Raw genomic sequence first — 26,747 nt, 5'->3', positions numbered from 1 at the left:
AGGTTTGACAGACATATAGTATATAAAATTATTTTTTTTGCAGAATTTGCGGTGAATTATAAAAGTATGATTCCACCACATTAGCTATTTCTAACATGAACTTTTCTGTCGAAAATTTATGCTGCTGTATTTTTAATTTCTCCCGCAGTTGATATTTTTTTTCTCCGTCTTGAAAAATCTGGATAATCTTGTCAACAGCTTCCTGCTCTGTATCAAAAAATAATTCTTGATTTTCTTGACCAACTATCTCTATCTGTCCTCCGACGCTACGGACAAAGGGTATTGCACCAGCTTTCACCATTTCTGCAATTGATATCCCGAAGGGTTCTTTTTTGAAGTGAATACCATATTTACATCTGCTGAGTAATTTCACATATTCAGGATAGGGTAAATTATTGTACAAGGTAATCCAAGAACTATTTTCTTGAATCAATCTCCTGATAAACCTTTGATATTGCCATTCGTAAACACCTCCACCTCCACCTGTCATATATAATTTCACATCAAAGCCTTTTTCCCGCACTTGTTTGAGAATGCTAATCACACGATGGGGCTCTTTGGCTTTGACAATTCTACCGCTACAAATAAAGGCGTTTTCCTTTTCTTCCCAAGGTATTTGTGAAGGTTCTATCACAACGGGAGGATAAATCACTTGTGCATCAACATTGTATACTTTCTTTGCTTCTTTAGCGACAATTGATGAATTGACTAAGGAAATATTTTGATGAATTTGCTGCTCCGAAAAATTGGATATTTTTCCTCCAATTCCTTCACCAGTAATCACCTTAGTCCAGTGAATATATTGAATCCCTTTTTTACCTAAATCAACCCCGTTGTACCCAGATATAACTAAATCATAGTTATAACATTGCAACTTGAGATTACGCAGACAAAAATGAAAAAAAAGGTTACGAAAAAATTTATTATTGGCAATCAAAAAATAACAAATACCCTGGAATATCTCTGGAATAAATGTTCTTTGAATAATTGGAAACTGTGACAAAGATGTTCCATACATCAAATCCAATTTATTCAACTTAAATTTACTGATGGTAAACAAGGTAATATCATATTTATCACACAATGCTTGCATCATCCACAGGGCTACAGATTCAGCACCACCCCCTAAAAAACAAGGGTAAAAAAAGGCAATTGTTTTTTTACTTTGAGTCATATTGAAATTAAATTCGCTGATTTGAAATAAATCTATTCTCTAACCATTAACCACTAACTTTTCCGATACGGAATTATTACCATCTTCACTAAACTGCATGGAATACAAACGGGAATAGTAACTACCCTTTTCCAATAATTCATCATGGGTTCCTAATTCCACCACCCGTCCTTGATCCATGACTGCAATTTGATCAGCATTCTTAATGGTCGAAAGTCGATGTGCAATCACTAGAGTAGTGCGATCGCAACTCAATTCATCGATTGCTTGTTGAACCAAACGTTCGGAAACCGTATCTAAAGCACTGGTCGCTTCATCCAGAATCAATATCTCTGGGTCGCGTAACAATGCTCTTGCAATGGAAATCCGTTGTCGCTGTCCTCCTGATAACATCACCCCGCGATCGCCGACTATAGTTGCAAATCCCTGGGGTAGTTTGACAATAAATTCGTATGCATTTGCACGCTGTGCTGCTTGAATTACATCGTCTTCAGTTGCTCCTGGTCGTCCGTAAGCGATATTATTCAAGACGGTATCGTTAAATAGGAAAGTGTCTTGACTGACGATTCCCATTTTTTCCCGGACAGATTTAATGTCATAATCCCGTAGGTCGATTCCGTCAATCATGATGCAACCGGAATCCGGTTCATAAAAGCGTGGTAATAGGTCTGCTAAGGTGGATTTACCTGCTCCGGAGCTACCAACTAAAGCCAAAGTTGTCCCCTTGGGTAAAGTTAAATTGACCCCTTTTAATACCTGTTTTTCCTGTCCTGGATAGCTAAAGATTAAATCCTTAAATTCAATTTTGTCCCGTAATTCTGGAAGTTGAATATTACCATTTCCCATGAAAGGTTTATTATCACGACGCAGGAAATCAACGACAAAATCCACCGCAGCAGCATTATTTGCAAAGGTACTTCGCAAATTATTCAACTGCGATAAAAATGGTAATAAGCGCATTAAAACTAGGAGGTAACTCAGTAAAATAGCTGATAGGGAAGCAATGCGGTCAGCAAATATAAATCTAGCAATAAATACAATTAAAATTAAGGCAACAATACCGACAAACTCACCACTAGGAGCAATAATTTCAGCAAACAGTTGTGATTTATATTCAGCGTCCTCCTTTCTCTGTACCAAACTATTTATTTTTTTCTTGGTAATCTCCTCATGGGTATTACCCTTAATAATCCGAATTCCCGATATAGTCTCTATCATTGAATTCGTCAGTAGTTTGGATGATTCAGAAAGCTCTTTTCCTAGTGAGCGAGAGCGATAGATGGGATATTGATTAACAATTGTAACCAGAGACAGAAGAATTGTCGAACAAATGGTTAATTCCCAAGAAATTGATAATAAAATGCTTAAAAATACTAAAATCGTAATCGATAGTGTCACTAAACGGACAAAATTACTCAAAGAGGTTGCAGCTTTTGGTATCTCCCCGTTAAAGCGATTCATTAAATCACCAAGTTTACTCTTGGCAAAGTAATTTATATCAACACTCATTAACATATCGATTGCATCTTCTCGCATTTGTGTTGCGATTTTTCTTTTTAAAGAACCAGCTGCGATCGCACTTGCATAGGATGCCATATTTTTCAACAGTAATGTCAAAATAATTGCTCCTGACATGACCATTGCTCGATATTGTTCATCAATGTCATCGAAGGGAGCCATTATGGCTTTGATTAAGGAGGGAGAATCCCTCAAATCTACTTCTTGACCAACAATTTTCAGGATTACAGGTACAATTAATGCTGTACTAATACCATTAAATAAAGCACCAGAAAATCCTAAAATGATAGCCGCAATAATCAGAATTGGATACTTTTTCAGAAATTGAAAAAATAGATTTTGTTTGAACATTAGATTTATACTAGGAATATTTATAATTTTCACAACCGAGCAACTACTTCAGATAACGTCTCTGACATTGCTGTAATACTATAGTATTGCACACACCTTTCTCTAGCTTTTCTCCCTTTCTGATTAGCAGCATCTAAATTCGCAAAAATTTCATTAATTGTTTGGGCTATTTCCTGGGGTGATTCTGGTTCCACCAAATAACCTGTTTCCCCTAAAATTTCTGGAATATCACCAACTTTTGTGGCTAAAATTGGTTTAGCCATTGCCATACCATCGGTCAATTTCAGGGGAAATTGGGCTAAAGCTGCGGGGGTATTTCTTTGGGGAACAACGATAATATCAGCTGCTGCAACGATTTCTGGCATTAATTTTGCGGGAAATTTCGGTAGCTTAATTATCCATTGACCCCAACGTTCCCTTAATTTTTGGTCGTAATCATCATAGGGACTACCACCGACTATCACTAGACGAATATCAGGTTGATTTAAAATTTCTAAAGCTTTTAAAACATCTTCTACCCCTTTATAGGGTCGGGGAGCACCAGGAAACATTAAGACTCGATATCCCTTTAATCCATAGCGTTCGCGACTAATTTCTGGTTGATAAAGGTCGGGATTAAATAAATCTGTATCCTTACCATTCGGAATATACACCCCACCAAATTTTTCTTGTAAAAATCTAGTATGTACCGTAATCAAGTTAGCATATTTAACATTTTTTTCCATCCAATTGATATAAACAGGATGGTCTGGATGTCGCAATGCACCATCTGGTTTTAATATATCTTTTGTCAGCTGTTTTAATGATGGTTGATACTGCCATTTATCTCCACCATGCCAACTTAATTCCCAATCATCAATATCTAAAATGATTGGTCGATGATTTTTCAAACGATATAAAAGCGATAAACCAAAAGTTGTGGCTTTTGGTCTCATGGCATAAATAACATCACCGTCAATCTTTTTTAAAGCTTGAGATACGGAACTCAAAAACTGTGGATAATAAGTTCCCTGAAAACTGTGAACTGGTATGTCTAATTTAGCCAGTTCCTGTGATTCTTCTCCAAATAAAAAACCAAATATTTCAGCTTGAATATCTAGCTGACGCAGTGCTTTTGCAAGTAAGAATGAGCGGACTGCTCCTCCCCATCTTCCTGCACCAGCAGTTGATATATCACTCACAATAATTGAAACTTTCACTCTCAGTTTTACCGTAGATTTTATGATAGGATTTTGAACTTGTCTTTGCCAGAATTTCTCATAAGTAAGTTGTAGACCTTGAGTAACGGATTGATTTTCCTTCTACACCCGACGGGTCGTCTGTACGGACTATCCCTATGGGTGTGAGGGTTTTGTGAGAAATGCGGCTTTGATTAATTAAGTACAAGTCTAAAAATCTATGAAACCGGTCGAGTATATGCCCCAGATATATATTAATATTAAACACTAATAATTTAACTTGAATAACTAATACCTTCTAGGGTAAAAACACCTATGATTATAAGTTTGCGATCGCAAATATTTTTTGAGCTACGCAAATTTACTGAAAGTTAAATTTTAAACACTAAGGACTTTAGGCTTCACTGTGCTAAAGTCCTCATCTAGAGTTAGATTAATAAGCTACCAACCGACTAGTTTGATATTACCAGTCTGAATGTAATCAAAAATCCTATTGATCTGCCGACGTTCACCTTCACTAATTCTTCCTTTGACTAAACTAGATAGAAGTAACTTGTGGTCATCGGGACTCATTTTTGCGGAGAAAATAATTCGATCAACAATTTTTTTGAGTTTGGCTTCGAGTTTGTAGTCAAGAGCAGTATACATAAATGAATGATAACTCATTTTCTCAAATTAAATTTTTAAAAATAGGTAGATGCAGCTATGAATACAGAATATTTGCTCAAGTTGCCAGCAATCATCTTGATGGTGATCACGAAGGAATACCTGACAGCCAATATTTCCTCGATGCTACAAACCCCAGATTTATCTAGGGAAAGAATCTCAAATTTCAATTTTAAAATTGTTTAATCTCGGATGATTTACAGATGGAAACAACAGATGATAAATTATTGTCAAATATTGTGAAAACTGAACATATTTGCTACTGTAATTCCCAACTTAATCCTTATTGGCAGGAACGTGTTCATCAATTTTTGATGAGAATCGCAAATTGAATGATGTTCCAGGTATTGTCAACTTTATTTGAGCAAATAATGATGGTTTTATGCTCACAGCCCTAATTTAATCCGTAAAAATCAGGAGATACTTTTCATCCCTAGCCTTGCATCTACAGACGATGCAAATATCGCATAAGCTCTCAAAAGTATCCAAAATTTTACAAAATATTTAGGACTGCTATCGAGTCTGTCATATAAAAAGTTTTAAGTATCTTTTTATATTTAACGAACAAAATCAATCTAACTTTGTATTCCTTAGACGTTCCAGGGAAAAACTACTGATTATTGGGGAAAATGTATAAAATTTCCTAGTTACTTACACGTATCAATCGGGATAATTGTATAATTTTTGTAATCATGCCAACTAAAGTCATGAAAATTTTATATGTTGTAGTGGTCTCGGTCAAGTTTCCTGCTTTTAAAATGGGAGATATGGGAGGTGAAAAACACCAATAGTGCATGATGACGCTCTTTTGAGGTAAGGTGAATGGAAATAATACGGCTAGCTGCACTCAAAGATAATTACATATTTCTCTTACATTGTCCGGTGCAGAAAATTGCCGCAGTGGTAGACCCCGCAGAAGCTGTACCCGTTGTCAAGAAACTAGACCAGCTAGGTGCGGAATTGATTGCTATTTTTAATACCCATCATCACCATGACCATGTGGGGGGAAATCAAGCTTTGCTCAATCGCTTCCCGAATTTGACAGTCTACGGTGGAGAAGCTGATCAAGGACGTATTCCCGGACAACAAGTATTTTTAAAAGACGGCGATCGCATTTCTTTTGCAAATCGGGAAGCCTTGGTTTTATTTGTCCCTGGTCACACCCGCGCTCACATTGCCTACTATTTTCCCCCGGTTACGGAAGGTGAATGGGGGGAATTATTCTGTGGAGATACTTTATTTGCAGGGGGTTGCGGACGTTTATTTGAAGGAACTCCTGCACAAATGGTAAATTCTTTATCGAAATTACGCTCTCTACCAGACAATACCAGAATATGGTGTGCCCATGAATACACACTGAAAAATTTACAATTTGCTTGTACCCTAGATGGGGAGAACATTGATTTGCTAAAACGTTTTCATCAAGTGCAGGCAATGCGCAGACGGGACGAAGCAACTATCCCCTCCACTATGGGTTTAGAAAAAAGAACTAATCCATTTTTGCGCTGGGATACACCAGCTTTGCAAATTGCTACGAATAGCTCTGAACCGATACAAACATTCGCCCGACTCAGAAGTCTCAAGGACAAGTTTTAGGTCGAGAATGGGATAAAATCAATGTTTATTTACCTTGGGGTTGCGATCGCACTCAATAATTCGCTACGATTTGTAAGCTTTAGTGAACGCACAGAAATTATTTCCCCTCACATGGGAGTGGTTCTTCACGGGTGGGGAAGATATAGAATTCAACAGGAAAAACGATGGCCAAACGCGTACAATTAGTTTTAAACCAAGATGTGAGTAAATTGGGTAAGTATGGTGACTTAGTTGAAGTTGCACCTGGCTATGCCCGAAATTACCTAATTCCCAGAAAATTAGCAAGCCATGTCACCCCTGGTTTGCTCAAACAGGTTGAACGTCGTCGGGAAATCGAGCGTCAACGTCAGTTGGAGTTAAAGCAACAAGCCGAAGCACAAAAAGCAACCTTGGAAAATGTTTCTGCATACAGTATTGCCATGCAGGTTGGTGAAAATGAGGCAATCTTTGGTAAGGTGACAAACCAAGACGTTGCTGATGCCATCAAAGCAGCTACTGGGATCGAAATTGACCGTAGAGGGATTGATATGCCTGATGTCAGTCAATTAGGTACATATCAAGCATCGGTTAAATTGCATACAGATGTCACCGCCAAGATTAATATTCAAGTTGTGGCTAGCTAGATTTTTGGCATTTTGGATGATGCAATCAACAGAGACGTAGTATTTTACGTCTCTGTTGATTTTGGGCTAATTTGATGGGTATATTATCCAGAGGTGGCGGTTTTTAAAAAGTTTTCAGTCCAACTTTCAGGTTGAATAGATGGTTCTAGTTGTAATTGGTCTAATTGTTCTAACAATTTAGCTTTGACGACATGGCGAAAACTGAAAAAATGTTCGCCTATCCCTAAAGCAACTAGGTAATCATAGCAAAGACGCGGCTTTTGTGTCAGCATTATCAAAAGTTGCCACCAAAAATGCCAGCGAGTACTGCGTTTAATTCCCTGTCTCCAGCACAAATTAGTGAAGAATTTGAGTTCGTGGATAGTAATGGAGCGATTGATTTTTGGTCGCTGGGGATTAATATTTTGGAAATGACGAAATGTACGTTTTAAATAGGGAATCGGTTCGTATAAACTCCAGAAACAATTAATATATTCTTGCACAATTTCTGCGATTGGACGTGTGGGCATAAAGTTCATAATTGCCCCTTGGTAGACTGTTCCTAATCCATCTAATAACCGTCCTTCCTGTTGTAAACGTTGCCACATTTGTGTACCATGTAGAGCCTGTAATAGACTTAAATGGGCTTGGGGAATACCTGTTTCTTCAATAAAACTTTGAATTCGCGCACCAGCACCACTTTTTTCGCCATCAAAACCGATAATAAAACCGGACATAATTTGTAATCCAGCTTGGGTTATTTTCCGACAAGATTCAATTAATGAAGCACGGGTGTTTTGTTCTTTGTTAATACCAATTAAACTATCCACATCCGGTGTTTCAATCCCCAGAAAGACAATTGTAAAACCAGCCTTCACCATCAGTTCCATTAATTCCTGGTCTTCTGCCAAATTTAAGGATGCTTCTATAATCAAACTAAAGGGATAGTTCCGTGCTTCCATCCAGGGAATTAAGGTTTTTAAAAACAACTTGGCATTTCGTTTATTGCCAACAAAATTATCATCAACGAGAAATATATAACGTTGCCATCCCAGGCGATACAGAACTTCTAATTCTGCTAACATTTGTTCAGGGGTTTTAGTACGTGGCTTACGTCCAAATAAATTAATAATATCGCAAAATTCACACTGAAACGGACAACCACGGGAAAATTGCAAGGTGATAGCCATGTAGGCATCGAGTGCTAATAAATCAAAGCGAGGTATCGGTGTTTGTGTCACATCAGGTTTTTCAACTGACCGAAATATACCCTTTTCTTCACCTTTTGCTAAGGCTTCCAAAAACATGGGAATCGTACATTCCCCTTCATCTAAAATTAAATAATCCGCACCCGCATCCAGGGCAAATTCTGGAATAGAAGTGGGAAATGGCCCCCCAACGGCAACTTTTTTCCCTTTGTTGACACCAGTTTTAATTAAATTTTGAAAATCCTGTTTTTGGATAATCATGGCGGATATAATTACCATATCGCACCACTGCCAATCTGCTTCTGTTTCCAGACACACATTGCGGTCAATTAAGCGAATTTCCCAATCATCGGGTAACATCGCCGCAACCGTAATTAAACCTAGAGGTGGATTTGTGGAGCGCAAACCAGCCATATCTAATGTTTCTTGATATGACCAGAAGGAGTTGGGTAAAATCGGCCAGATAAGTAAAGCTTTCATTGTTGTTTGAGATTTATTAAAAAATTTTTTTGTGAAAAAATCACACTTCAGAATCTATCCTGTATGCGTTCTCAAAATATTGCGCAAAAATCAGGCTATGGTATTAAGAGAGTTTAGTTTATAGATTTGGAAGACCCTTCTTTTTGAAAAGGACAGCAGATTTCAGTTTTTTTTCGGAGATGGTTATTTAAATTGTTAAATCTTGTTCAAAATGGCTTTGACAAAACAAGTTAAAAAGCAAAATTTTTTGAATTCTTTTAACTTATTTTTATTTTCCATTTTTATCTTTTGACTTGTTAATCCTGTATTATTGAATCCTGCTGTCTTATCATTAACTTGACTAGATTAAAATCCCAATAGACCTTCGCCAATCAATTACAAACCCCTATGAAAAACCAGATTTTTTTGGCTATTAGTATTTGCTCACACACACCTATTTGAACAAGGTGCAAGATTTCGATTGAGACCGTTGAATAAATCTCAAATCTCCAATCCCTTGATCAAAAAGTTGATTGCATGATTTTTGTATCTACTTAGTTTCTAAATTAATCTTTTTTTTACTATCGGAGATTACGATTTGTAACTCTATGTAACTGATTTGCAATCATTCATCACTTGCCAATTTACTAGATTGCGCAATATTGAAGCGATCGCAATTTAAACTAGCACTATAGATAAGTAAATTTTATAGAGTGTAATCGGTGTGGGAATGAAAGTATATTTACCAGACGAAAACGCCACCCGTCAATTTGGGGTAATACTCGGTCAAACCCTAAATCCGGGAAGTGTGATTCTCTTACAGGGGGAGCTAGGAGCAGGGAAAACGACCCTAGTTCAGGGAATCGGAAGCGGATTAGGTTTAGAGGAGGCGATTGTCAGTCCGACATTTAGTTTAATTAGCGAGTACGAGGAAGGAAGAATTCCCCTTTACCATTTAGATTTATATCGCTTAAAACCAGAGGAAGTAGCTGGTTTATATTTAGAATCCTATTGGGAAGGGGTGGAAATCCCTCCGGGGATAATGGTGATTGAATGGGCAGAACATTTGCCCTATTTACCAGAATCCTATTTAAAAATCGAGTTGACCTATACAGACACAGTGGGACGTTGGGCAAAGTTGACAACATGTCAATTCGCTTGTGAACCACAATTAGCGATCGCTCTCCAATCCTTGAACCGAGAATAATCGTAGAATACCCATTTACAGTATCATCATTTGCTGGGGTGGTTGACTGTCAAGCTTCAACCGTCAACAAATGTGGCGCAGATAAGTAGGTAGGTGCAATTAAACATAAAACCACCATGTAACCAATCATTCAGCGTAGAGACGCGATATATCGCGTCTCTCCCCATATTTACAGATATTTTTATTTACAGATATTTATTTTTAAAAACCGATTTTTGGGGGACTGTCGAATTTATCGGAACTGATTGTCCCGTCCAGACTATTTTTTTAATCTTGAATCAAGATTTAATCTACCGCTACCACGTTCGTTATCGATAAAATTGATTTTCACCATTGTTTTACCACCTGTTTTATCTGAAATAAATATAGTTGTTGACATCCTCGTCATGGAGAATTAATCATATGAGTTACGGGAAATATTAACCATTGGCATCAGGGTCTTTTAAATTATTAAGAAAAAGTTCTAAAAACAATTATAATTGAGGTATACATAGATGAATCAGAACTTTTATCTAGCTATCAATAGCAGATTAAGCAACCAAAATATATCCAATGTTTGATTAATGTTTATTCCGAAATTAGCAGAAATAATTCTCTTTTTTCGATAAGTTAATCAAACTGATTTCGTATCTATTTCTCGTTCAGTTTGGCATATCACAAAAACTTCAACATGCGTATTTGCTCGTAAATAGAAAAAAATCAGTATTTCACGCATATCCGTTCCTTTCCGGAGAGTGTTTTTGCGGGGATGGGGATATACAGTGCTACACACAGAAAAATCAGAAAAAATTACAAAATACAAATAAAAATGGTGATGCTCACTAATTCAACGGGAAAAAATCAATTAGATCCTATCGCAATTCGGTTTAAATATTTAGATAGCTTGCGTCAGCAGGGAACAAAGGACTGAGTTTTTCAGCGCAAGCGCAGGCTAAACCAACAGAAATCAAATATGACTCCTATATCCTAAAGAATATTGATAAGAGATAAAGATAAAATCTGCATGAATTATCTATTAAGTCGAATTTAAGCTTCAACGTCAATAAAAGATACGGGAAACATAATTCTTGTTGGTGATTGGTGGTTGGCGTAAATCTTGTTTTACCCCTTTCCTTTCACCCTTAATCGAAAACTACCGAACAGCTAGTGATATTTTCTACTTGTAGACTTGTCAAACTAGGGGAAGCGTAGTATAATCCGTTTCGCCGATTTGTTTTGTTAACAAGTACATATGGGGAATAAGGTTGAGTAAAAAAAATGCAGTTACTTGCTTGGTAGTTCCAGGGAAAAAGGCTGAATTTAGTATCTTCATCGATTTGGAGATGGCACTAGGGGAAAATACATATCATTGACTGGGATTATGTGGTAGCTTTAATACCCAAGCATTTAATGTGTTACGCACAGAAAATCAGCAAGAGGTTTAATTGAAGCTATATTGTGGGTGATAAAATCTGCGATAGGGGGAACATTCCAACCACCTATTCATCTAAATCTGGACTTGTGGGAAAGTATTTTGTCAGCCTCTAAGGAATGTGAAGAATCAATCTCTCCATAGATGAAATCAGCATATACTAGTATTCTCACTTGTAAGCTGTTCTCTACTGACTACTGACTGGTTCCTAAATCCCTATGCTGATTCAGAATATTCCTACTGCCAATGGAAGGAACATTACTGTCTGCTATTCCCTACTAACTAGCAACTACTTCCTGCTCTCTGTGTTGTTTAAACGTTTTATCTAGTGTAAATATATCTGGAGCGATCGAATCTAACAATGGTTAACAAAGTAATGATATAGCGAAAACGGGTTGATGTATAACACTGAAGTTGTATCGTTAACAGAATGCAATAAACTTGTTGTTATACCTAACCATAGAGCCTGACATCCAAGTTATGATTATGGCACGGTTAAAGATAGTTTGGCACACTCGTAGGTGATTTATGTCGATTGCGCTCCAGGGGAAGTGACAGTGCGAATTCCGCTTGATTACTACCGAATTTTAGGATTACCGTTGGCCGCAAGTGAAGAGCAATTGCGGCAAGCCTATAGTGATCGCCGACAGCAAATGCCGCGTCGGGAATATTCTCACGCTGCCATTACATCTCGCAAACAACTCATAGAAGAAGCTTACGTGGTATTATCTGATCCGAAAGAACGCAAAGCCTATGACCGTCTTTATTTAAACCATGCCTATGCTCCCGAAGGTGGGCATGAAGGTGCGATCGCTGTGGAAGATCGAGTTGATGATCATCAAAGGAGCGATCGCGAATCATTAAGTATTGAAATTAAACCCGAAGAATTAGTTGGGGCTTTGCTGATTCTGCAAGAGTTGGGTGAATACGAACAGGTTTTAGAATTAGGTCACCCCTACTTAATTAATCGCGGTCAAAATCACCATAACGGTCACAGTGGTCACGCAGATCCAGCCATAATAGATACAGATGTATCAGAACATCCCGATATTGTACTCACCGTTGCCTTGGCTTGTTTGGAGTTAGGACGGGAACAATGGCAACAGGGGAACTACGAAAATGCCGCCGTATCCCTGCAAACGGGTGAAGAATTATTAGCGCGGGAAAATTTATTCCCTAACGTGCAAGCGGAAATCCGTGCCGATTTATACCGTCTGCGTCCTTACCGAATTCTGGAATTAGTTGCCTTACCCACAGAAAAAGTTGGCGATCGCCAACAGGGTTTACAACTATTGCAGGAGATTTTAGATCAACGGGGAGGATTAGATGGTTCGGGACAAGATTACTCTGGACTGAATGTTGATGATTTTTTGCGCTTTATCCAGCAAATCAGGAATCACCTGACGGTAGCAGAGCAACAAAAGTTATTCCTTGCAGAGAGTAAACGACCATCGGCAGTTGCGACTTATTTAGCAGTCTATGCATTGATAGCACAGGGATTTAGTCAACGTCAACCCGCCCTGATTCGTCAAGCGAAACAGATGTTGCTAACCCTAGGAAAACGTCAGGATGTCCATCTCGAACAGTCTCTTTGTGCCTTACTATTAGGACAGACAGAGCCAGCAAGTCGAGCCTTGGAACTAAGCCAAGAATATGAAGCTTTAGCATTTATCCGCGAAAATTCGCAAAATTCCCCCGATTTGCTGCCAGGATTGTGTTTATACTGCGAAAGGTGGTTAGAAAATGATGTTTTCCCCCATTTTCGCGATTTAACTTCCCATACTGCTTCCCTTAAGGAATATTTCGCCGATCCACAAGTCCAATCCTACTTAGAAGCCTTACCCAACGACAGCGAAACCGCACCACCTCCATCCCCTTCTTCGACAACAACAAAGGTAAAAACAGTTGACTTTAATCGCGATGACAGACAAGCACAATCCCATCATTCCGGTGTCAATTCCCCTTTGCCACCAGAACTAACCGAATTAAAACCTTACCGAGAAAATTCCCACAGATATCCGCATCCGCAATCCCCAAGCCTCCAGACGAATATCCCCGAAAACCCAAGTCAACATCAAAGCCGACGACAAAAACCCCTATCTACGAATACCTACGGGACAACTAGCGTCATGGATGCTCCTCCCCGTCCGCGACGAGTTAAAACCCGTCGCCGTGCGACTAAACGTTCTTCCCTAGTAGCCAGAACTAAATTACTGTGGATGGGATTAGGTTCGGTTGCTGGTTTAATTGTACTGTGGTTGTTATTGAGTACTACCGTTGGTTGGCTGAAAAACCTGTTTAACCCTGCACCCCAGTTAACAGGAGAGCAGTTAAACATTTCCCTCAATCAACCCCCCTTGGAATTGCCTCAACCGGATAGTCAACCCCAATATCCCCAAGGTAAGTTGACGCAAGAAAGTGCTATTGATGTGGTACAAGCTTGGTTAACAGCAAAATCAGCCGCCTTGGGACCGAACCACGAAGTTGAGAGCTTAAAAACTATTCTTACGGGTTCGGCATTGAAGTTTTGGTATAACTTGGCAGTACAGGAAAAAAATGCCAATCGTTATCGTCAGTATAGCCATGAATTTGTCAGTCTTGACAATTTGGAAGTCAGTGATAAAGATTTAGATAATGCCGCAGTGGAAGCAACGGTAAAAGAATCCGCCAATTTTTATGCTAACGACCAGCAGCAAAATCGAAGTTATAATGAGACTGTTAAGGTGCGCTATACTTTGGTACGCAAGGAAGGTACGTGGTTAATTCGGGAGATGTCCTTGCTAAGTAATGTTTCTAGTAATTAGGGTCTGGGGATAATTCGTAATTGGTAATTCGTAATTCGTAACTGGGGGGTGACGAAAACTTCTGAAACTATGATACAGCAATAGTTTTAAGCCAGTTTGCCATCAAAAGATAAACTACATTTTCCGGCTTTATTGATTCTATTATTAATAAGCTTTGGGCAAAAGCCTTATTTTTCCGTTGAACTTGGCTCTGAATTTAGTTTTATAATTAGGGTGATACTCCGTAGGAGTCGCTTCGCGAACGCTATTCTATAATCCTTGCTGTATAAACATTTCAAGCTAGATTGTCACCCCTCCAGAATTCGTAATTAATAATTCGTAATTAATTAGTTAACTGTTGAGTGTTAAGTGTCAACTCCAAAAGTTATGTAGGCTATTATGTAGCGGGTATGACAAATTACAAATTAGTTAAAAGCCTTCCGGAAGATTTCATCCCTGGAATAAAACCGCAGGGTTTTCAATTTCTCGCTTAATTGATTAGTTATTTAAATGAATAAAAATGCAAAATTTGGCGTTTGCTCGGTTTGGTCATCTAATTCTCAATAAATTGCCTTTTATCTCAATATTAATGACTCTATTTGCAATAATGTGACGTAATCACAATATTTTCAAGACTGATTATTGACATCTTGACAAATTGCGGATAATATAGAGTAAGATACCGCCGGTGCTATATAAAGTTGAACATATCCGGAAATAAAGCTGAAATAGCAAACAGGTTTCTACTTTTGGATTAAGCGCGTAAGACATAACCAGCACCTCGAACAGTATGGAGAAGACGCTTGTGGTTATGGGCTTCTAATTTGATGCGAAGATAGCGGATGTAGACTTCAATGATATTAGAATCTCCCATAAAATCATATCCCCAGACAGCTTCGAGGATGCGATCGCGGGTAAGAACTTGGCGGGGATGTAGGAGAAAGTATTCGAGAAGGTCGAATTCGGTGGCAGTGAGTTCAATTTTGCGATCGCCACGACTGACTTCTCGGCTGTAACGGTTGAGTTTGAGGTCTTCAAATTGGAGGATATTGGGGTCTTGTTGTGGGTTGGTGGGCAAATGGGCTTTGATTCTGGCGAGTAAATCTTCGATGCGAAAGGGTTTGACAACGTAGTCGTCAGCACCAGCATCTAAACCAGCAACGCGATCGCTGATTTCATCCGTGGCGGTTAGTAAAATAATCGGAACTGCATCACCAGTAGTGCGCAAACGCCGACAAACTTCTAAGCCGGATATTCCTGGTAGCATCCAGTCTACAATCAGTAAATCTGGACTTTGTTCCCGTGCAGCCTGAAGTCCACCTAAACCATCATGGACAACTTTGACTTGATATCCTTCCCCGGATAATTCTAGCTCGATGAATTGAGCTAATTTCACCTCGTCTTCAACTAATAATATATGTGTCATGATGTTTGCATGTGGACTTTGAGTGGATGGAAGATAATTTTTCCCATAATCCATATTTCTCACTAACTTCGGTATACAGCGAGTGGTTAGCGATGAGCTATATTATCTTGCACCTTTACGTATACATACGTTGAATTTTAAAATATACACGATATAGCTACAGTACCCTTGTTCGCTTTTAACGCTAAAATAGTACATTTAGATTTATACAGAGTATTTTATTTTCATCAGCTTTTCTTGGTGCAAGATGTGAGTATATACCCTGAACTAATTTTCCCATTCCCTATTCCCCACTCTCTATTCCCTAAAAGTTTTAAGAATTGGCGAGAAATTCCAACTGATTATATTCAAAGATAACAAGACAGTATAAGCTGAGTTTTGATCTAAATTGAGTAAACTACCGATAGTTTTAACAAATAAGTTTTAAGTTTTCCGATTTTCCCAAAATGTTGTCCATCCTTAACAATAGGCAGTAATATCTTCACCGCATTCATCAGCAAGGAAGCACAAAGCTTTGAAACGTAGTCCCACCACCTGTTCATAAAAGGGATTGAGTTTGCACATAGGGGGAATATGAAATAGCTTTTTCCCAAATACCATCACATCACGTTCAAAGGGACATTGGGACGGTATCAACTTGCATAAAAAATGAGCGATCGCAGCGTTGTGGATTTCGATTCTTTCTAACCACTGACGTAGGGGTGCAAATACATCTGCATGGGGACGGACTGGTGTAAATGTAGTCATCATCTTGACCTCTGGCTGTTTTCTTGCTTCTGTAGATATATACGTCTGAGCGGGGATGACTTATGCAACTTGATTTACGCTGTCTTTCCCCAACTACCCTTAACTACAAATACCTATTCATTGCTTCCGGATGCTTTCCCTGAAGTTATGGTTCAATCCAAGGGTCAATGGAGTCAATTTTGGGAATATTTTCCCCTGAAGGCAATCGAACATTTAAGTGCAGACCGAGAATAGGAAAAAACAGGATAAAGGAAATTGAACAAGAATTTATCCAATCTCAGAATTTGGTGAGAAAACATCTTTATACTTTGCGCGCTGAGATATTTGACTCTTAGCATGTTGCGCTTGAAGATTATAGCAAGAGCCTTATCTTGAAGTCGCGACATTACAAACAACTTAGATAACATGTCAAACTTCCATAAAGTTTAATTTTTAATCAATAGTATTATGCTGCTCTTATGATGAGAAATTCCTCAATCTATAATTGTGGAATTGGTAAAATTTTGGCATTTTGACATAGGTTAATAGCGTGGAAAATCACAAATATTAATAAAATTTTGGAGGAAATAGATGTTGAATATATTCTTAATCATAATTGGTATATTTTTAATTATGTTTTCGCCCAAAAATTCAATTTATTGTCAAAGAGATAAATTTAATGCCAACGAGGGATACTGCACCATTGAAAATAGTAGTTTTCTTCGTTCTGAGATGAGAGAAATTCCCTTAGAAAACATTCAAGAAGCACAATTTCGAGTTGAACAAAAAAATAATCAGTGGAAAATAAAAAATAATTCAGAAGATACTGAAGAGATAAAATCTCAAGTTGTCTTAGTTATGAATGACACGGACAATAGTAAAAGATATTTACCTGTCAATAGTGATTTTAATTCCCACTATAAATCTCAAGCATTGCAAAAGAAAATTAATCGCTTTCTCAAAAATTCTCACCAGGAGAAATTAGAAGCGACAAGTAAGGATAATAATCAATGGATAATTGCTGGCTTTATGAGCATATTTGCTGCGGCCTATGCAATGTCTAATAAAAAGTAATATAATTATAATTATTTTATACTGCAAGCAGTTAGCTATTATTTATGAGTTATGCCGCAGTCCTAAATAATTTGTGAAATCTTACATGTTAGGGTTGTTCAAAGTTGATGGTTGACGGTTAACAGTCACCAGTCATCAGTCAACGAAACGCTATTTTTCACGACTTAAATCGGATTGCTATATACCCTAACTAAAGGGTATTTTGACAATGTGGAAATTCCAACTTCTAAAAGGATGTTTTAAAAGTCTCTCCCTGTTCCCTACCCTCACTACAAGACTTTTTCACTACAAGACTTTTACAGCTAGTGCTGCGCTTCGCGAACAGCAGACCCTACATAGTTCTGTCAACTTACGCCAACTTCAGGAATCCGTCGGTAAGTCTTGAGTAATTGAGAATAAAAAATGAAAAGGGGATAAACCCCTTGTAGATATTGTACAGATATCTGAATTACACAAGCTGTCTCGCTTCATCTTGCAACATTCTCACCAATGCATCGTCACCTTTTAACTTAGCGATCGCTAAACGATATTCGATGTTGCGACGAATATTTCTTAAATGGATGCAATGAATATTTTCTGGTTTTTGTCCATTACCGGAAATCACACATCTATCAGCTAGCTTGATGAGTTGGGTCAGTGGTTCTTTTTCTGGACCCAGATGATATTTCACCCCTCGATATTTTAAATCTACATCTCGCGTATCAATTGGCATCATGCGGACTGTGTTTTTTCTCCAGTATTGACCCCGGTATTTCCCGACCGTTTGGGTGGGAATCACGTCAATTTCTGGGTTATGGGTTTCGTATTCAACCCCACGATAAGTTAATCTAGTCACCTGATTTGCCTCTTTTCCTGTTCCAAAGTCAAATACTCGCTCATTGCAGTGCATTCAACTTGAGTTTCTTTCGTTGGCTATTAGCTACACTCGCTGACCAAGCTCGATTAACTTGAAGTTGATTATTATCGCCTGCTTTTCTGTATCATACGTTACTTTTTGATTATTTTGTCGATACTTTTAATAAAAATTAATGAGGGATTTGGGAATGGGGAATAGACATATGGATAAAAGCTATTTAAGTAGGTGGGTGGTGAAAATTGTTGTTGAGATCAGGAATTAGGGAGAGACGCGATATATCGCGTCTGTACGGGAGTAAGGCTGATCCTACCAATACTGGGATTGCTGAATTTAGGCATGAATTATAATTATTTACATTTTGTTGTCTTAAAACCAAAATTATCCTAGAGATGTAGGGATGCTACGTCTCTGCACAACGTCAATATTTGCAATAGATCCAGAACTTGAGACATGATATATTGCATCTGTAAAAACAAAATTCATCTGTTCCATATCTTTTGCTAAATTGGTATTATTCCCGTCTCCTGATGACCATATTCTATATCCTGTATTCTTTGAGCAATGTTGAGCGTTATCATTTTAGCTGGTGGAAAAAGTTCGCGGATGGGACGGGATAAGGCTTTGATTTTAATTGATGGAGTCCCATTGATTGCTCATGTGTGTAATGTGGCAAGAAAGTTAAGTGAAAATATTTATATAGTGACGAAATTGCGATCGCAAGGTGATTCCCTTGAAAACCCTTGTTATCGGGATTATTTGCCACCGCATATCCAGTATATATATGAACAGGAACAAGCGGGTCCTTTAGTTGCATTTGCCCAAGCTTTACCCGAAATCAAAACCGAATGGGTGTTATTATTAGCTTGCGATTTACCGAATTTGTGTAGCGATATTTTGCGAAAATGGCAAGAAGAATTAATACATGTGGATCACAATGCGATCGCGGCTCTTGTTAAGGTTGAGAAAGGATGGGAACCCCTGTGTGGATTTTACCGCCAATCTGCTGTGGAAAGTTTAAAGAAATTTATTGCTCAAGGTGGACGTTCTTTTCAAGGTTGGTTGCAACAAAATCAAGTGCATGAATTAACAATTGATGCTGGAAATAGGCAGATGTTTTTTAATTGTAATACTCCAGAGGATTTACAATGGTGGATGGAATCGCCGGAAAATTCAGGGAGTAAAAACGAAAAATCTCTACCCCTCCAATAAGCAGCAAAGAAACCCAACCAGAATATTGGTTGGCTGATACAGCAAATATTTCACAATCCAAAATCCTCTGGCTTTTCACATAACTCCTAAAAGCCTCCAAACACGGCAATGTTATAATATTTCCAGGGAATAGCAACGGTATTAAAACCTGCGGTTTTCAACATCTGAATTTGAGCTTCGAGGGTAGCAAGTTGGTCTTGACTGGAATATCCGTGGGTATCGCTAGAACCCATCTTGATGCGAACATCGACCAGATTGATATTATTTCTGACAGTCCATTCTTCCCTAGCTAATTTATACACTTCCTCTAATTGGGGAGATTCTGGAAGAACGGGGTCTGCATTCCAAAAACAACCATGCTCAATTAATACAGAACGAACAGTTTGATACAATTTGGCTTTCATTTCATCTTGAAGATGGTGGATTGCCAAGGAAGACACACAGGCATTAAAATCACTCCTGAGTCCGTATTTTTCCGGATAGTTTGCCCATTCCCCAAAATCAGCCTCAACCCCCATCCATCGGTCATCGTAACCTGCATCTTTGATTTTTTTGCGAGCAAGTTTGAGCATACGGGGGGAATAATCCAAAGCGATAATTTCTGCATCTGGACAGCGTTTGAGGAGTTTAAGGCTTAACTCTCCAGTTCCGCAACCCAGTTCGAGAATGCGTGAACTGGTGGAAGGAACACAACGGGTAATCGCATCCAGCATTTCATCGTAGTATGGTAATAGCTGGCGAATACCTTGATCAAAATCCGTAGCATTGGCAAATACTTCACCTGGAAATATTTCTGACGACATAGCGATCGCATCCCAATTTTTCAGCACTCAACAAGTGAATATTATCGCTTGTCTGGAAAAATGGCACTAAAAATGCAGGAGACAGAATGGAAGGCAATTTGATTGTGATGTTGAGCAGCGATCGCAGTCTTCCTTTGTGGGGAAATAATCAAATGTGATTACTCTTTGCAAAGCAATAAACTGAGCTGTTACAAATTAATTTTGCACTACTACCTATTTCCTGAAAGTTTTAGCGGTTTGGTGAAAAATCAGGAAATATGAGGAATACCCGGATTCTGGGATGAATCCTTAAAATATATATTTATTCAGATTTGTTTTGATTCCCGATTAACCTAATATAGTGAACTTGATATGGCTATTCGTAAAGCTATTCGTAAATCTACTGCCTTCAATCAAAAACTATTACTGTACGCCCAAAGCAAATCCTACAATCAGTTGCGAGCGACAGTGATGGCGATCGCAGTTGCAGGGCTAACTGCGGTGACGGTTCCGGCATTTGTATTAGTCCAGCCAGCCTTTGCCAGGGAAGCTATTCTAATGGTACAACGTTCCTTGCAGGGAGGAAATACCCCCAAACCGGAAAGTAAATTTCAGACATTGGTCAATCAACTTGCATCCCTAGAGGTGGAACGGACAATGTTGACAGCCAAATTTTCCCCCAACCACCCCAGTGTCATCGAAATTAGCCAGCAAATTTCCCAACTACATCAACAATTCTCCAATATACCTACTGAAAACCACTCCCAAAATCAGATTGACCAGATAATTACCCAAGCCCTAGTTGCTAAAATAGTGAAACTAGAAATCGAGCGATCGCAGTTACAGGTAAACTACCATCCCAGTGCAGAAGTGATAAAATTTACCGACGACCAAATACGTAATCTCCGTCGTCGCATTGTAGAAATTGCTCCCCAAAACCCCAAAAATCAGATTAATCCCCTCGTCAAACATGCTTTAGAAACCAAAATCGCCGAACTCCATCGTCAACGCAATCAATTTGCTCAAGCCTACACCCTAGACGACATCGAGGAAATATTTAGCCTGGAGATACAATTGCACAGCTTAGAACAAAGATTAGCGATTTATGCTTGATGGGTAAGTAGGTGGTGAAAATTGTCGTGAAAATCAGGAAGTACAGACGACCCGTCAGGGAGTAGAGACAACCCGTCGGGTTGTCTCTACGCCGAATGATTGGTTACATTGTGGTTTTAGGTTTAATTGCACCTACCTACTTAGAACTCAGAAGCAGTTATACTTCCGACGCTAATATCTCTTCCTTGTTATTTTGTTGACAGGTGACAGCAACCACTAGCTTCTGAAACAATTACAAATTACGTAGCTTGCTTCCCGCATAGCGAGTATTACGTACGCGAAGCGTTGCCGCAGGCTATTACAAATTACGTAGCTTACTCCCCGCATAACCGGTATTACAAATTACAAATTACAAATTACAAATTACGAATTACAAACTATTTCCTCCCCACCTGTCATCTTTGTTATCTCCACATCCAAAAGCAAGTAGTAGAATAGGGTACATAACACTGCGGTTGAGGAGGATGGGAAATTGGATGAACTCAGAACAGCCCTTGAACTAGCAACAGAGCAAGAGTTGCAAGATTTAACGGCAATCATGTTTAGCCGTAAGTTTAATCCATTAGATTATTTTAATACACCTGAACCCTATGAAGTCCAACGTAATGGACGTGATGCTTGGATTGATTCTCTAGAGGAAAGGTTTCGCTATTTAGCTGCGGATGGAGTGACGGTGCTACGAGGAAAAACAAGACAAGTTTCTTACCGTCAAGCACTAATTCAAGTCTGTAAATATCTCAAAATTCCCTACGCAGACAATCTATCCACAGTTGATTTAGAAGCAGAAGTATTTTTATTTTTATTAAGTGGTGTGTGGAAAAAATTACCACCGGCAGAGAAAAAGAAATTAAATGAAAAAGTTCAGATACAGTTGGCGAAAAACGTCCCCACTCAATCCCTCGACTTGGCATTGCAACGCGACCCCTTGGGGTTATTATTTAAAGGTACTAGTGCTTTTGCGGTAACTTCGGTGTTACGTCCATTACTCTTAAATCAAATTGCCCGTCAATTTGCGATCCATTTTGCTTCCTATCAGGTTGCTCAACAATCAATCCTTCAAGGAAGTAAAGCTGCTGCTGGACAGTTTCAAAATTATGTGGCAATGCAAATGGCAAAACGGGGAATGGTCACATCCGCAGCTCGCTATGGTGCAGTTCGCAGTGTGTTCGCCTTCCTCGGACCAGCCATGTGGGGATGGTTTTTCGCTGATTTAGGTTGGCGAACAATTGCCACCAACTATGGACGGATTATTCCGACAATTTTCACCCTTGCTCAAATTCGTCTTACCCGTGGTCAATCTTGGGAAATGGCGATTGTTTAATAACTATACTTTGCATGGCTATAAACTGAGCTTTTATTTGGATATTTAACCGTTAACTGTTGACTGTTAACGGTTAACTGTCAACAAACTTCAAGAAAAATCTATCACCGTACCAAGTATAACTTGAGAGGGATGTTATTGCAGCAACCTCTCCAGAATTACAGCTTTGGGAGACAATTTGTCGGGAAAAGTTGACATGAAACATTATTTATTATAACCTGACGTGCATCCTGATTGCACTTAATACCAAAATGGGAAAATGCCTCTACTAAGTTGAGATGGTAGTGTGCATTTTTTCTATTGGAAGCATAACTGAAAAATATTTCATGACAATAATTACCTCCAGAGAAATTGCCCAATTTCGATCGCAACTTGCAGAAGACGCGATCGCATTGGAAGCTCTTGATTTAATCGAAGATTGCGAAGGGGATTTGGAAGATGCGGCCATGACCTTGGCAATTAGAGCGGGTTTAGAACCGCAACGAGACAACTCCGAATGGTTAGATGCGCTCGCCAGACGTTGGCGAACTATTCTCTGTCAAAATCAGTTTCGCAGTCAATTACGCGATCGCTCAATTCAAGAGTTATTTACGCACCTAAAAACCATTTCTAGTTTTCCCCAGCCCCTAGCAGTGCCAATTTTACTCTACATTACTAAGTATGGCATTGATAGTTTTTGCGCTCCCTTAGATAGTTTCCGTCCCCCAGATTCAGTATAAAAAATCAACAGGTCGTAAAACCACCATCTAACAGCAAACCATGTCCCGTGACAAAACTGGAATCACTCGAACATAGCCAAACTACCGCATTCGCAACCTCTTCCGGTGTCCCGATCCGACCAATCGGATGCAACTTAATCATGTAATCCAGAATTTCCGGACTGTTAAAACCACGACGCACCATATCTGTGTCAATACAAGCAGGACATACCGCATTGACACGGATATTGTGGGGAGCATATTCCAAGGCAAATGCTTTTGTTAAACCCATAACACCATGTTTGCTAGCAACATAGCTAGATAGGTTCGCAGCTGCAATCACCCCAGCAGCAGAAGAATTATTGACAATGACACCACCACCCTGGGTTAACATCTGGCGGATTTCGTACTTCATCGACAACCAAACCCCCTTGAGGTTAGTATCAATCACATCATCCCAAGCTTCCTCCGTTTGTTCAATACCCGGAGCCACCATCCCTTCCGTTCCAGCGTTATTAAAAGCACAATCCAAACGTCCAAAACTACTGACTGTCTGATTCACTAAATTTTCCACATCGGTAGCTTTTTTCACATCCGTCGGCACAAACATTGCTTCCCCACCATGTGCCTGAATTTTGTCAACAACTTCCTGACTTTCCTTTTCCCTACGGCTACCAATTACCACCTTTGCACCTTTCTCCGCAAAAGCTAAAGCAGTGGCTTTCCCGATACCGGAACTTCCGCCTGTGATTAAAACTACCTTTTCCCTAAAATCAGTCATAGTATTAGTTCGCTGGATTCTGGTTAAATTCTGTAATGATTATCATAGGATTTAAGGGGACAAAGGAAAAGGGGAAGGATGAAATTATATTAAGTAGTTGGACAAAATTAAGTGTAATATCGTCGACGCTAATGATTGCTACATAACATATCAGGGGCTGTAACCGTTGATTATTCTAGTTTCACTTATTGCAAAGTACAAGAGAATCGATATAACTTGCGCTCAAAAGCTTATAGAATCGTAGTTATTATCAATATTCATTCTGAAAAGATATTTTTTGGAGAATGTATTATGCAGAACAACGCGATAGCACAGTGTTGGCAAAGTTATCCGTAATGGTCGCATATCTCTACTGGGTAGCAAAACCTAGATTTCCTTTGTCTTCAGCTTGCCAAACTAACGCTAATGCTTCCATATTTTGGATAAATCCATTTTTCCCATCCATATAAGCTTCGATATCATGGGGAAATTTTTCAGCTAAATCTCGTTTCAAATTGCTATAGGCTAGAGCTTGTTGGGGATGGGCAATCATATAATCACGAAATTTTAAATGTCGCGTGACATGCTTGGAACCAGTTGCAAAAATATGCACATGATGGGTACGAACCTGATTGATTTCTTTGCGAAAATAACGCCTTCCGGGAATACCAAATTCTCCCATTGCTTCATAACCTAAAGCTATCAACTGCGGATTATATGCATCTACTCGCTCAATATCCGTTACTTCCACTAGAATATCAATGATTGGTTTGGCGTAAATATGAGGAATTGATGTACTACCAATATGATGAATTGCTGTGATCAAAGGATTATCCCCAGAATTAGTTGAATTATCATGGAAAGCAGCTAAAATAAACTGGGATTCTTTGTGGAATTCCCGTTGCCACTCCGGATTATGGGGAACAACTTCGACTTTTTTCATGTATATATCAATCCTGTTTGATTTATCTCCTACTTCCCATTCCTTCCCAAGGCAAACTCATCAAATTTCACCACATCCGCATCCGGTTTACTGGTATTAAACCAATAACTACTAATAACTCCCCTTCCCGTATCCAAAATACTAAATACGGTAATTTCGTTACTTGCAATATAGGGCAAAGGATTACCATCAGCATCCAGCAAAGGAGCGATATTCGGGATTTGGGGTGGGAGACCGTTGGGATTTCCCAGGGATTGATAATCCTCTTTCCCCCAGTCGGGGATATTGTCACGGTGGTTGTTTCCGTAGGCTGCACCGTAGGAATTACCGACATTGGATGTTTCTAAAAAATGCATTCCCGAAGGACTGGTAAAACGATTCCAGAGATGGGAATGTCCGTAAAAGACTAGCTGTACCTGGGCTGTTTCCAATAACGGTACAACATCACGCAGCAAATAATCCTGTGCGCGAGGATACTCATAACTCACCCCAATTACCTTTCCCGTTTCATCCCGTGTGATAGTTTGAATCGGATCCGTATAGGGGGGGACAATATTTTTACCTAGGGTATGGGGAGGATGGTGTAACATGACCACCTTGTATTTTGCCCTTTGAAACTCGCTGCTAGCCAACTCCCTTTCCAACCATTGATACTGGGGACTACCAGTGGCGATCGCTTCGTAAATATGTTGTCCGTAACCCCATTTTTCGGGATATTCGAAATCTGCCTCCACCTCCCCATATTTTCCCTGTTTACCACCCTCAGTGGTTACAAATCGCCACATATTGGTTGCATACAACACCACCAAGCGTATGTCCCCAAATGTCACCGCGTAATAGGTTTTACCACCCGTTGGGGATTGGGGAAGGGTAAATATTTCTTCGTAGGTATCAGTATTAAAGGAATTATTTTTGATATTCTCGCTTCCAAATAATTGCAGTGCAACCTGTCGAGGTATGGTATTATCAAATTCCGCATTTAAATTGACTCCCGACTCCCATCGTCCCATCACTTCATGGTTGCCAATGCAAGTATACATGGGTGCATGTTGGATAATTTCGCCACCGGTGTAAATATGCGTACCTTGCTGTCCATGTATGGGATAACAAGCATTACCTTGCAAACAGGGAAAAAAAGCATTACCGCGATTATCATCAAACCATTCGCTAGCTCGGTCTGGAATATTCACCAAATCCCCCGCAAACCAAACTGCATCGACTCGACCGACGGTTTCCACGACTTTCTGTAAATTTGCCGCTACCATTGGTTTAATTTGGTGGTCAGAAGTCAGCAGGATTTTTAATGGTGTACCTGGAGTTGGTGCTGGAGTCAGGCTAAATATACGACTGGTAATCACCCTATCCCCATCAAAACTAACAACCCGGTAGGGAAGGCGTTGATTGGGTTGCAAATTCGTCACTTCCGCTTCATGTCGCCAAATTAAACGCGGTGTGGGGGATGTGTAAACTTTGCCATCACCCCGTTGTTCACCGAGATAGGATTGTTGATCTTCACGGGTGCGTGTGAGTTTTTGGGTGACAGCAGTAATTTTTTGCTCTAGATGCTCACCAAACTCTACCCAATGGGATTGACCAGCAAAATCCGTAAACCAAACAACCCGTATGGAATTGGGAGTGGGTAATTGTAAGAATGGATCGGTAAGTAATTGGGACATGGTGGTGATA

22 protein-coding genes are annotated in these 26,747 nt (G+C 39.2%); 10 read left to right on the top strand and 12 right to left on the bottom strand.

Annotated elements, in window-relative coordinates:
• Positions 1–28: 28 nt before the first annotated feature.
• The 4 genes from CDC37_RS13380 to CDC37_RS13365 all read right to left on the bottom strand — a co-directional run bounded on the left by CDC37_RS13380 (position 29) and on the right by CDC37_RS13365 (position 4,887).
• A complete protein-coding gene (locus tag CDC37_RS13380) occupies positions 29–1,174 on the bottom strand; it encodes a glycosyltransferase (protein ID WP_096622464.1) in 1,146 nt (381 codons plus the stop codon).
• Positions 1,175–1,213: 39 nt separating this feature from the next.
• Positions 1,214–3,043: an ABC transporter ATP-binding protein gene (locus CDC37_RS13375; RefSeq protein ID WP_096622462.1), complete on the bottom strand. Its 1,830-nt coding sequence runs from the start codon at positions 3,041–3,043 to the stop codon at positions 1,214–1,216.
• Between the two features lie 29 nt (positions 3,044–3,072).
• Positions 3,073–4,242 carry a glycosyltransferase family 4 protein gene (locus CDC37_RS13370; RefSeq protein ID WP_096622461.1) on the bottom strand — a complete coding sequence of 390 codons (1,170 nt, stop codon included), beginning with the start codon at positions 4,240–4,242 and terminating at the stop codon, positions 3,073–3,075.
• 420 nt (positions 4,243–4,662) lie between these two features.
• Positions 4,663–4,887, bottom strand: coding sequence for a hypothetical protein (locus CDC37_RS13365; RefSeq protein WP_096622460.1), 225 nt, complete (start codon positions 4,885–4,887; stop codon positions 4,663–4,665).
• A gap of 822 nt (positions 4,888–5,709) precedes the next feature.
• Here CDC37_RS13365 and gloB point away from each other — a divergent pair.
• Positions 5,710–6,483: a hydroxyacylglutathione hydrolase gene (gene gloB, locus CDC37_RS13360; protein ID WP_096622459.1), complete on the top strand. Its 774-nt coding sequence runs from the start codon at positions 5,710–5,712 to the stop codon at positions 6,481–6,483.
• Positions 6,484–6,647: 164 nt separating this feature from the next.
• A complete protein-coding gene (rplI, locus tag CDC37_RS13355) occupies positions 6,648–7,106 on the top strand; it encodes a 50S ribosomal protein L9 (protein ID WP_096622457.1) in 459 nt (152 codons plus the stop codon).
• 83 nt (positions 7,107–7,189) lie between these two features.
• Here the strand turns inward: rplI and CDC37_RS13350 are convergent, their stop codons facing one another.
• Positions 7,190–8,773, bottom strand: a complete 1,584-nt coding sequence (locus tag CDC37_RS13350) for a B12-binding domain-containing radical SAM protein (RefSeq protein ID WP_096622456.1) — start codon at positions 8,771–8,773, stop codon at positions 7,190–7,192.
• A gap of 709 nt (positions 8,774–9,482) precedes the next feature.
• Here CDC37_RS13350 and tsaE point away from each other — a divergent pair.
• Both tsaE and CDC37_RS13340 read left to right on the top strand, forming a co-directional pair.
• The gene (gene tsaE / locus CDC37_RS13345; protein ID WP_096622454.1) at positions 9,483–9,959 is read left to right on the top strand and encodes a tRNA (adenosine(37)-N6)-threonylcarbamoyltransferase complex ATPase subunit type 1 TsaE; all 477 of its coding nucleotides are present in this window, start codon (positions 9,483–9,485) and stop codon (positions 9,957–9,959) included.
• 1,968 nt (positions 9,960–11,927) lie between these two features.
• Complete coding sequence (locus tag CDC37_RS13340) at positions 11,928–14,174, top strand: IMS domain-containing protein (protein WP_096626191.1); 2,247 nt, start codon at positions 11,928–11,930, stop codon at positions 14,172–14,174.
• 733 nt (positions 14,175–14,907) lie between these two features.
• Here the strand turns inward: CDC37_RS13340 and CDC37_RS13335 are convergent.
• On the bottom strand, positions 14,908–15,582 hold the full coding sequence (locus CDC37_RS13335; RefSeq protein WP_330220848.1) for a response regulator transcription factor: 675 nt from the start codon (positions 15,580–15,582) through the stop codon (positions 14,908–14,910).
• 456 nt (positions 15,583–16,038) lie between these two features.
• A complete protein-coding gene (locus CDC37_RS13330; RefSeq protein WP_096622453.1) occupies positions 16,039–16,326 on the bottom strand; it encodes a Mo-dependent nitrogenase C-terminal domain-containing protein in 288 nt (95 codons plus the stop codon).
• Positions 16,327–16,395: 69 nt separating this feature from the next.
• Here CDC37_RS13330 and CDC37_RS24335 point away from each other — a divergent pair, with 69 nt between their 5' ends.
• A complete protein-coding gene (locus CDC37_RS24335) occupies positions 16,396–16,560 on the top strand; it encodes a hypothetical protein (RefSeq protein WP_157780745.1) in 165 nt (54 codons plus the stop codon).
• A gap of 378 nt (positions 16,561–16,938) precedes the next feature.
• Positions 16,939–17,379, top strand: a complete 441-nt coding sequence (locus tag CDC37_RS13325; RefSeq protein ID WP_157780744.1) for a hypothetical protein — start codon at positions 16,939–16,941, stop codon at positions 17,377–17,379.
• A gap of 448 nt (positions 17,380–17,827) precedes the next feature.
• On the opposite strand, the gene CDC37_RS13320 is transcribed toward CDC37_RS13325, so the two are convergent.
• The gene (locus CDC37_RS13320; protein ID WP_157780743.1) at positions 17,828–18,214 is read right to left on the bottom strand and encodes a DUF4278 domain-containing protein; all 387 of its coding nucleotides are present in this window, start codon (positions 18,212–18,214) and stop codon (positions 17,828–17,830) included.
• A 582-nt stretch (positions 18,215–18,796) separates the two neighbouring features.
• Between CDC37_RS13320 and CDC37_RS13315 the strand changes: the two genes are divergently transcribed.
• A complete protein-coding gene (locus tag CDC37_RS13315; protein ID WP_096622448.1) occupies positions 18,797–19,444 on the top strand; it encodes a molybdenum cofactor guanylyltransferase in 648 nt (215 codons plus the stop codon).
• Between the two features lie 86 nt (positions 19,445–19,530).
• Here the strand turns inward: CDC37_RS13315 and CDC37_RS13310 are convergent, their stop codons facing one another.
• Entirely contained in the window at positions 19,531–20,247 is a 717-nt protein-coding gene (locus CDC37_RS13310) for a class I SAM-dependent methyltransferase (protein ID WP_096622447.1), read from the bottom strand.
• Between the two features lie 351 nt (positions 20,248–20,598).
• On the opposite strand from CDC37_RS13310, the gene CDC37_RS13305 reads away from it, so the two are divergent.
• The 3 genes from CDC37_RS13305 (at position 20,599) to CDC37_RS13295 (ending at position 23,379) form a co-directional block, all read left to right on the top strand.
• On the top strand, positions 20,599–21,339 hold the full coding sequence (locus tag CDC37_RS13305; RefSeq protein ID WP_096622446.1) for a hypothetical protein: 741 nt from the start codon (positions 20,599–20,601) through the stop codon (positions 21,337–21,339).
• Positions 21,340–21,811: 472 nt separating this feature from the next.
• Positions 21,812–22,660: a YaaW family protein gene (locus CDC37_RS13300; RefSeq protein ID WP_096622444.1), complete on the top strand. Its 849-nt coding sequence runs from the start codon at positions 21,812–21,814 to the stop codon at positions 22,658–22,660.
• 326 nt (positions 22,661–22,986) lie between these two features.
• Positions 22,987–23,379, top strand: coding sequence for a hypothetical protein (locus CDC37_RS13295; RefSeq protein ID WP_096622443.1), 393 nt, complete (start codon positions 22,987–22,989; stop codon positions 23,377–23,379).
• Between the two features lie 4 nt (positions 23,380–23,383).
• Here the strand turns inward: CDC37_RS13295 and CDC37_RS13290 are convergent, their stop codons facing one another.
• The 3 genes from CDC37_RS13290 to CDC37_RS13280 form a co-directional block, all read right to left on the bottom strand.
• Positions 23,384–24,139: an SDR family oxidoreductase gene (locus CDC37_RS13290; RefSeq protein ID WP_096622442.1), complete on the bottom strand. Its 756-nt coding sequence runs from the start codon at positions 24,137–24,139 to the stop codon at positions 23,384–23,386.
• 349 nt (positions 24,140–24,488) lie between these two features.
• A complete protein-coding gene (locus tag CDC37_RS13285) occupies positions 24,489–25,061 on the bottom strand; it encodes a GrpB family protein (RefSeq protein ID WP_172892781.1) in 573 nt (190 codons plus the stop codon).
• 29 nt (positions 25,062–25,090) lie between these two features.
• The gene (locus CDC37_RS13280) at positions 25,091–26,746 is read right to left on the bottom strand and encodes a metallophosphoesterase (RefSeq protein WP_442861092.1); all 1,656 of its coding nucleotides are present in this window, start codon (positions 26,744–26,746) and stop codon (positions 25,091–25,093) included.
• Position 26,747 lies beyond the last annotated feature (1 nt).

The sequence above is a fragment of the Calothrix sp. NIES-3974 genome (genome assembly GCF_002368395.1).
Lineage (GTDB): Bacteria > Cyanobacteriota > Cyanobacteriia > Cyanobacteriales > Nostocaceae > NIES-3974.
This window is presented reverse-complemented; position numbering and strand designations above follow the sequence as displayed.

What these genes read in the sequence shown, in the direction of transcription:
- CDC37_RS13350 (WP_096622456.1), bottom strand. Translation starts at nt 8,773, where the DNA reads ATGAAAGCTTTACTTATCTGGCCGATTTTACCCAACTCCTTCTGGTCA.
- CDC37_RS13325 (WP_157780744.1), top strand. Translation starts at nt 16,939, where the DNA reads ATGTTTTCGCCCAAAAATTCAATTTATTGTCAAAGAGATAAATTTAAT.
- tsaE (WP_096622454.1), top strand. Translation starts at nt 9,483, where the DNA reads ATGAAAGTATATTTACCAGACGAAAACGCCACCCGTCAATTTGGGGTA.
- rplI (WP_096622457.1), top strand. Translation starts at nt 6,648, where the DNA reads ATGGCCAAACGCGTACAATTAGTTTTAAACCAAGATGTGAGTAAATTG.
- CDC37_RS13380 (WP_096622464.1), bottom strand. Translation starts at nt 1,174, where the DNA reads ATGACTCAAAGTAAAAAAACAATTGCCTTTTTTTACCCTTGTTTTTTA.
- CDC37_RS13305 (WP_096622446.1), top strand. Translation starts at nt 20,599, where the DNA reads ATGGCTATTCGTAAAGCTATTCGTAAATCTACTGCCTTCAATCAAAAA.
- CDC37_RS13375 (WP_096622462.1), bottom strand. Translation starts at nt 3,043, where the DNA reads ATGTTCAAACAAAATCTATTTTTTCAATTTCTGAAAAAGTATCCAATT.
- CDC37_RS13295 (WP_096622443.1), top strand. Translation starts at nt 22,987, where the DNA reads ATGACAATAATTACCTCCAGAGAAATTGCCCAATTTCGATCGCAACTT.
- CDC37_RS13365 (WP_096622460.1), bottom strand. Translation starts at nt 4,887, where the DNA reads ATGAGTTATCATTCATTTATGTATACTGCTCTTGACTACAAACTCGAA.
- CDC37_RS13330 (WP_096622453.1), bottom strand. Translation starts at nt 16,326, where the DNA reads ATGACTACATTTACACCAGTCCGTCCCCATGCAGATGTATTTGCACCC.
- CDC37_RS13315 (WP_096622448.1), top strand. Translation starts at nt 18,797, where the DNA reads ATGTTGAGCGTTATCATTTTAGCTGGTGGAAAAAGTTCGCGGATGGGA.
- CDC37_RS13310 (WP_096622447.1), bottom strand. Translation starts at nt 20,247, where the DNA reads ATGTCGTCAGAAATATTTCCAGGTGAAGTATTTGCCAATGCTACGGAT.
- CDC37_RS13285 (WP_172892781.1), bottom strand. Translation starts at nt 25,061, where the DNA reads ATGAAAAAAGTCGAAGTTGTTCCCCATAATCCGGAGTGGCAACGGGAA.
- CDC37_RS13290 (WP_096622442.1), bottom strand. Translation starts at nt 24,139, where the DNA reads ATGACTGATTTTAGGGAAAAGGTAGTTTTAATCACAGGCGGAAGTTCC.
- gloB (WP_096622459.1), top strand. Translation starts at nt 5,710, where the DNA reads ATGGAAATAATACGGCTAGCTGCACTCAAAGATAATTACATATTTCTC.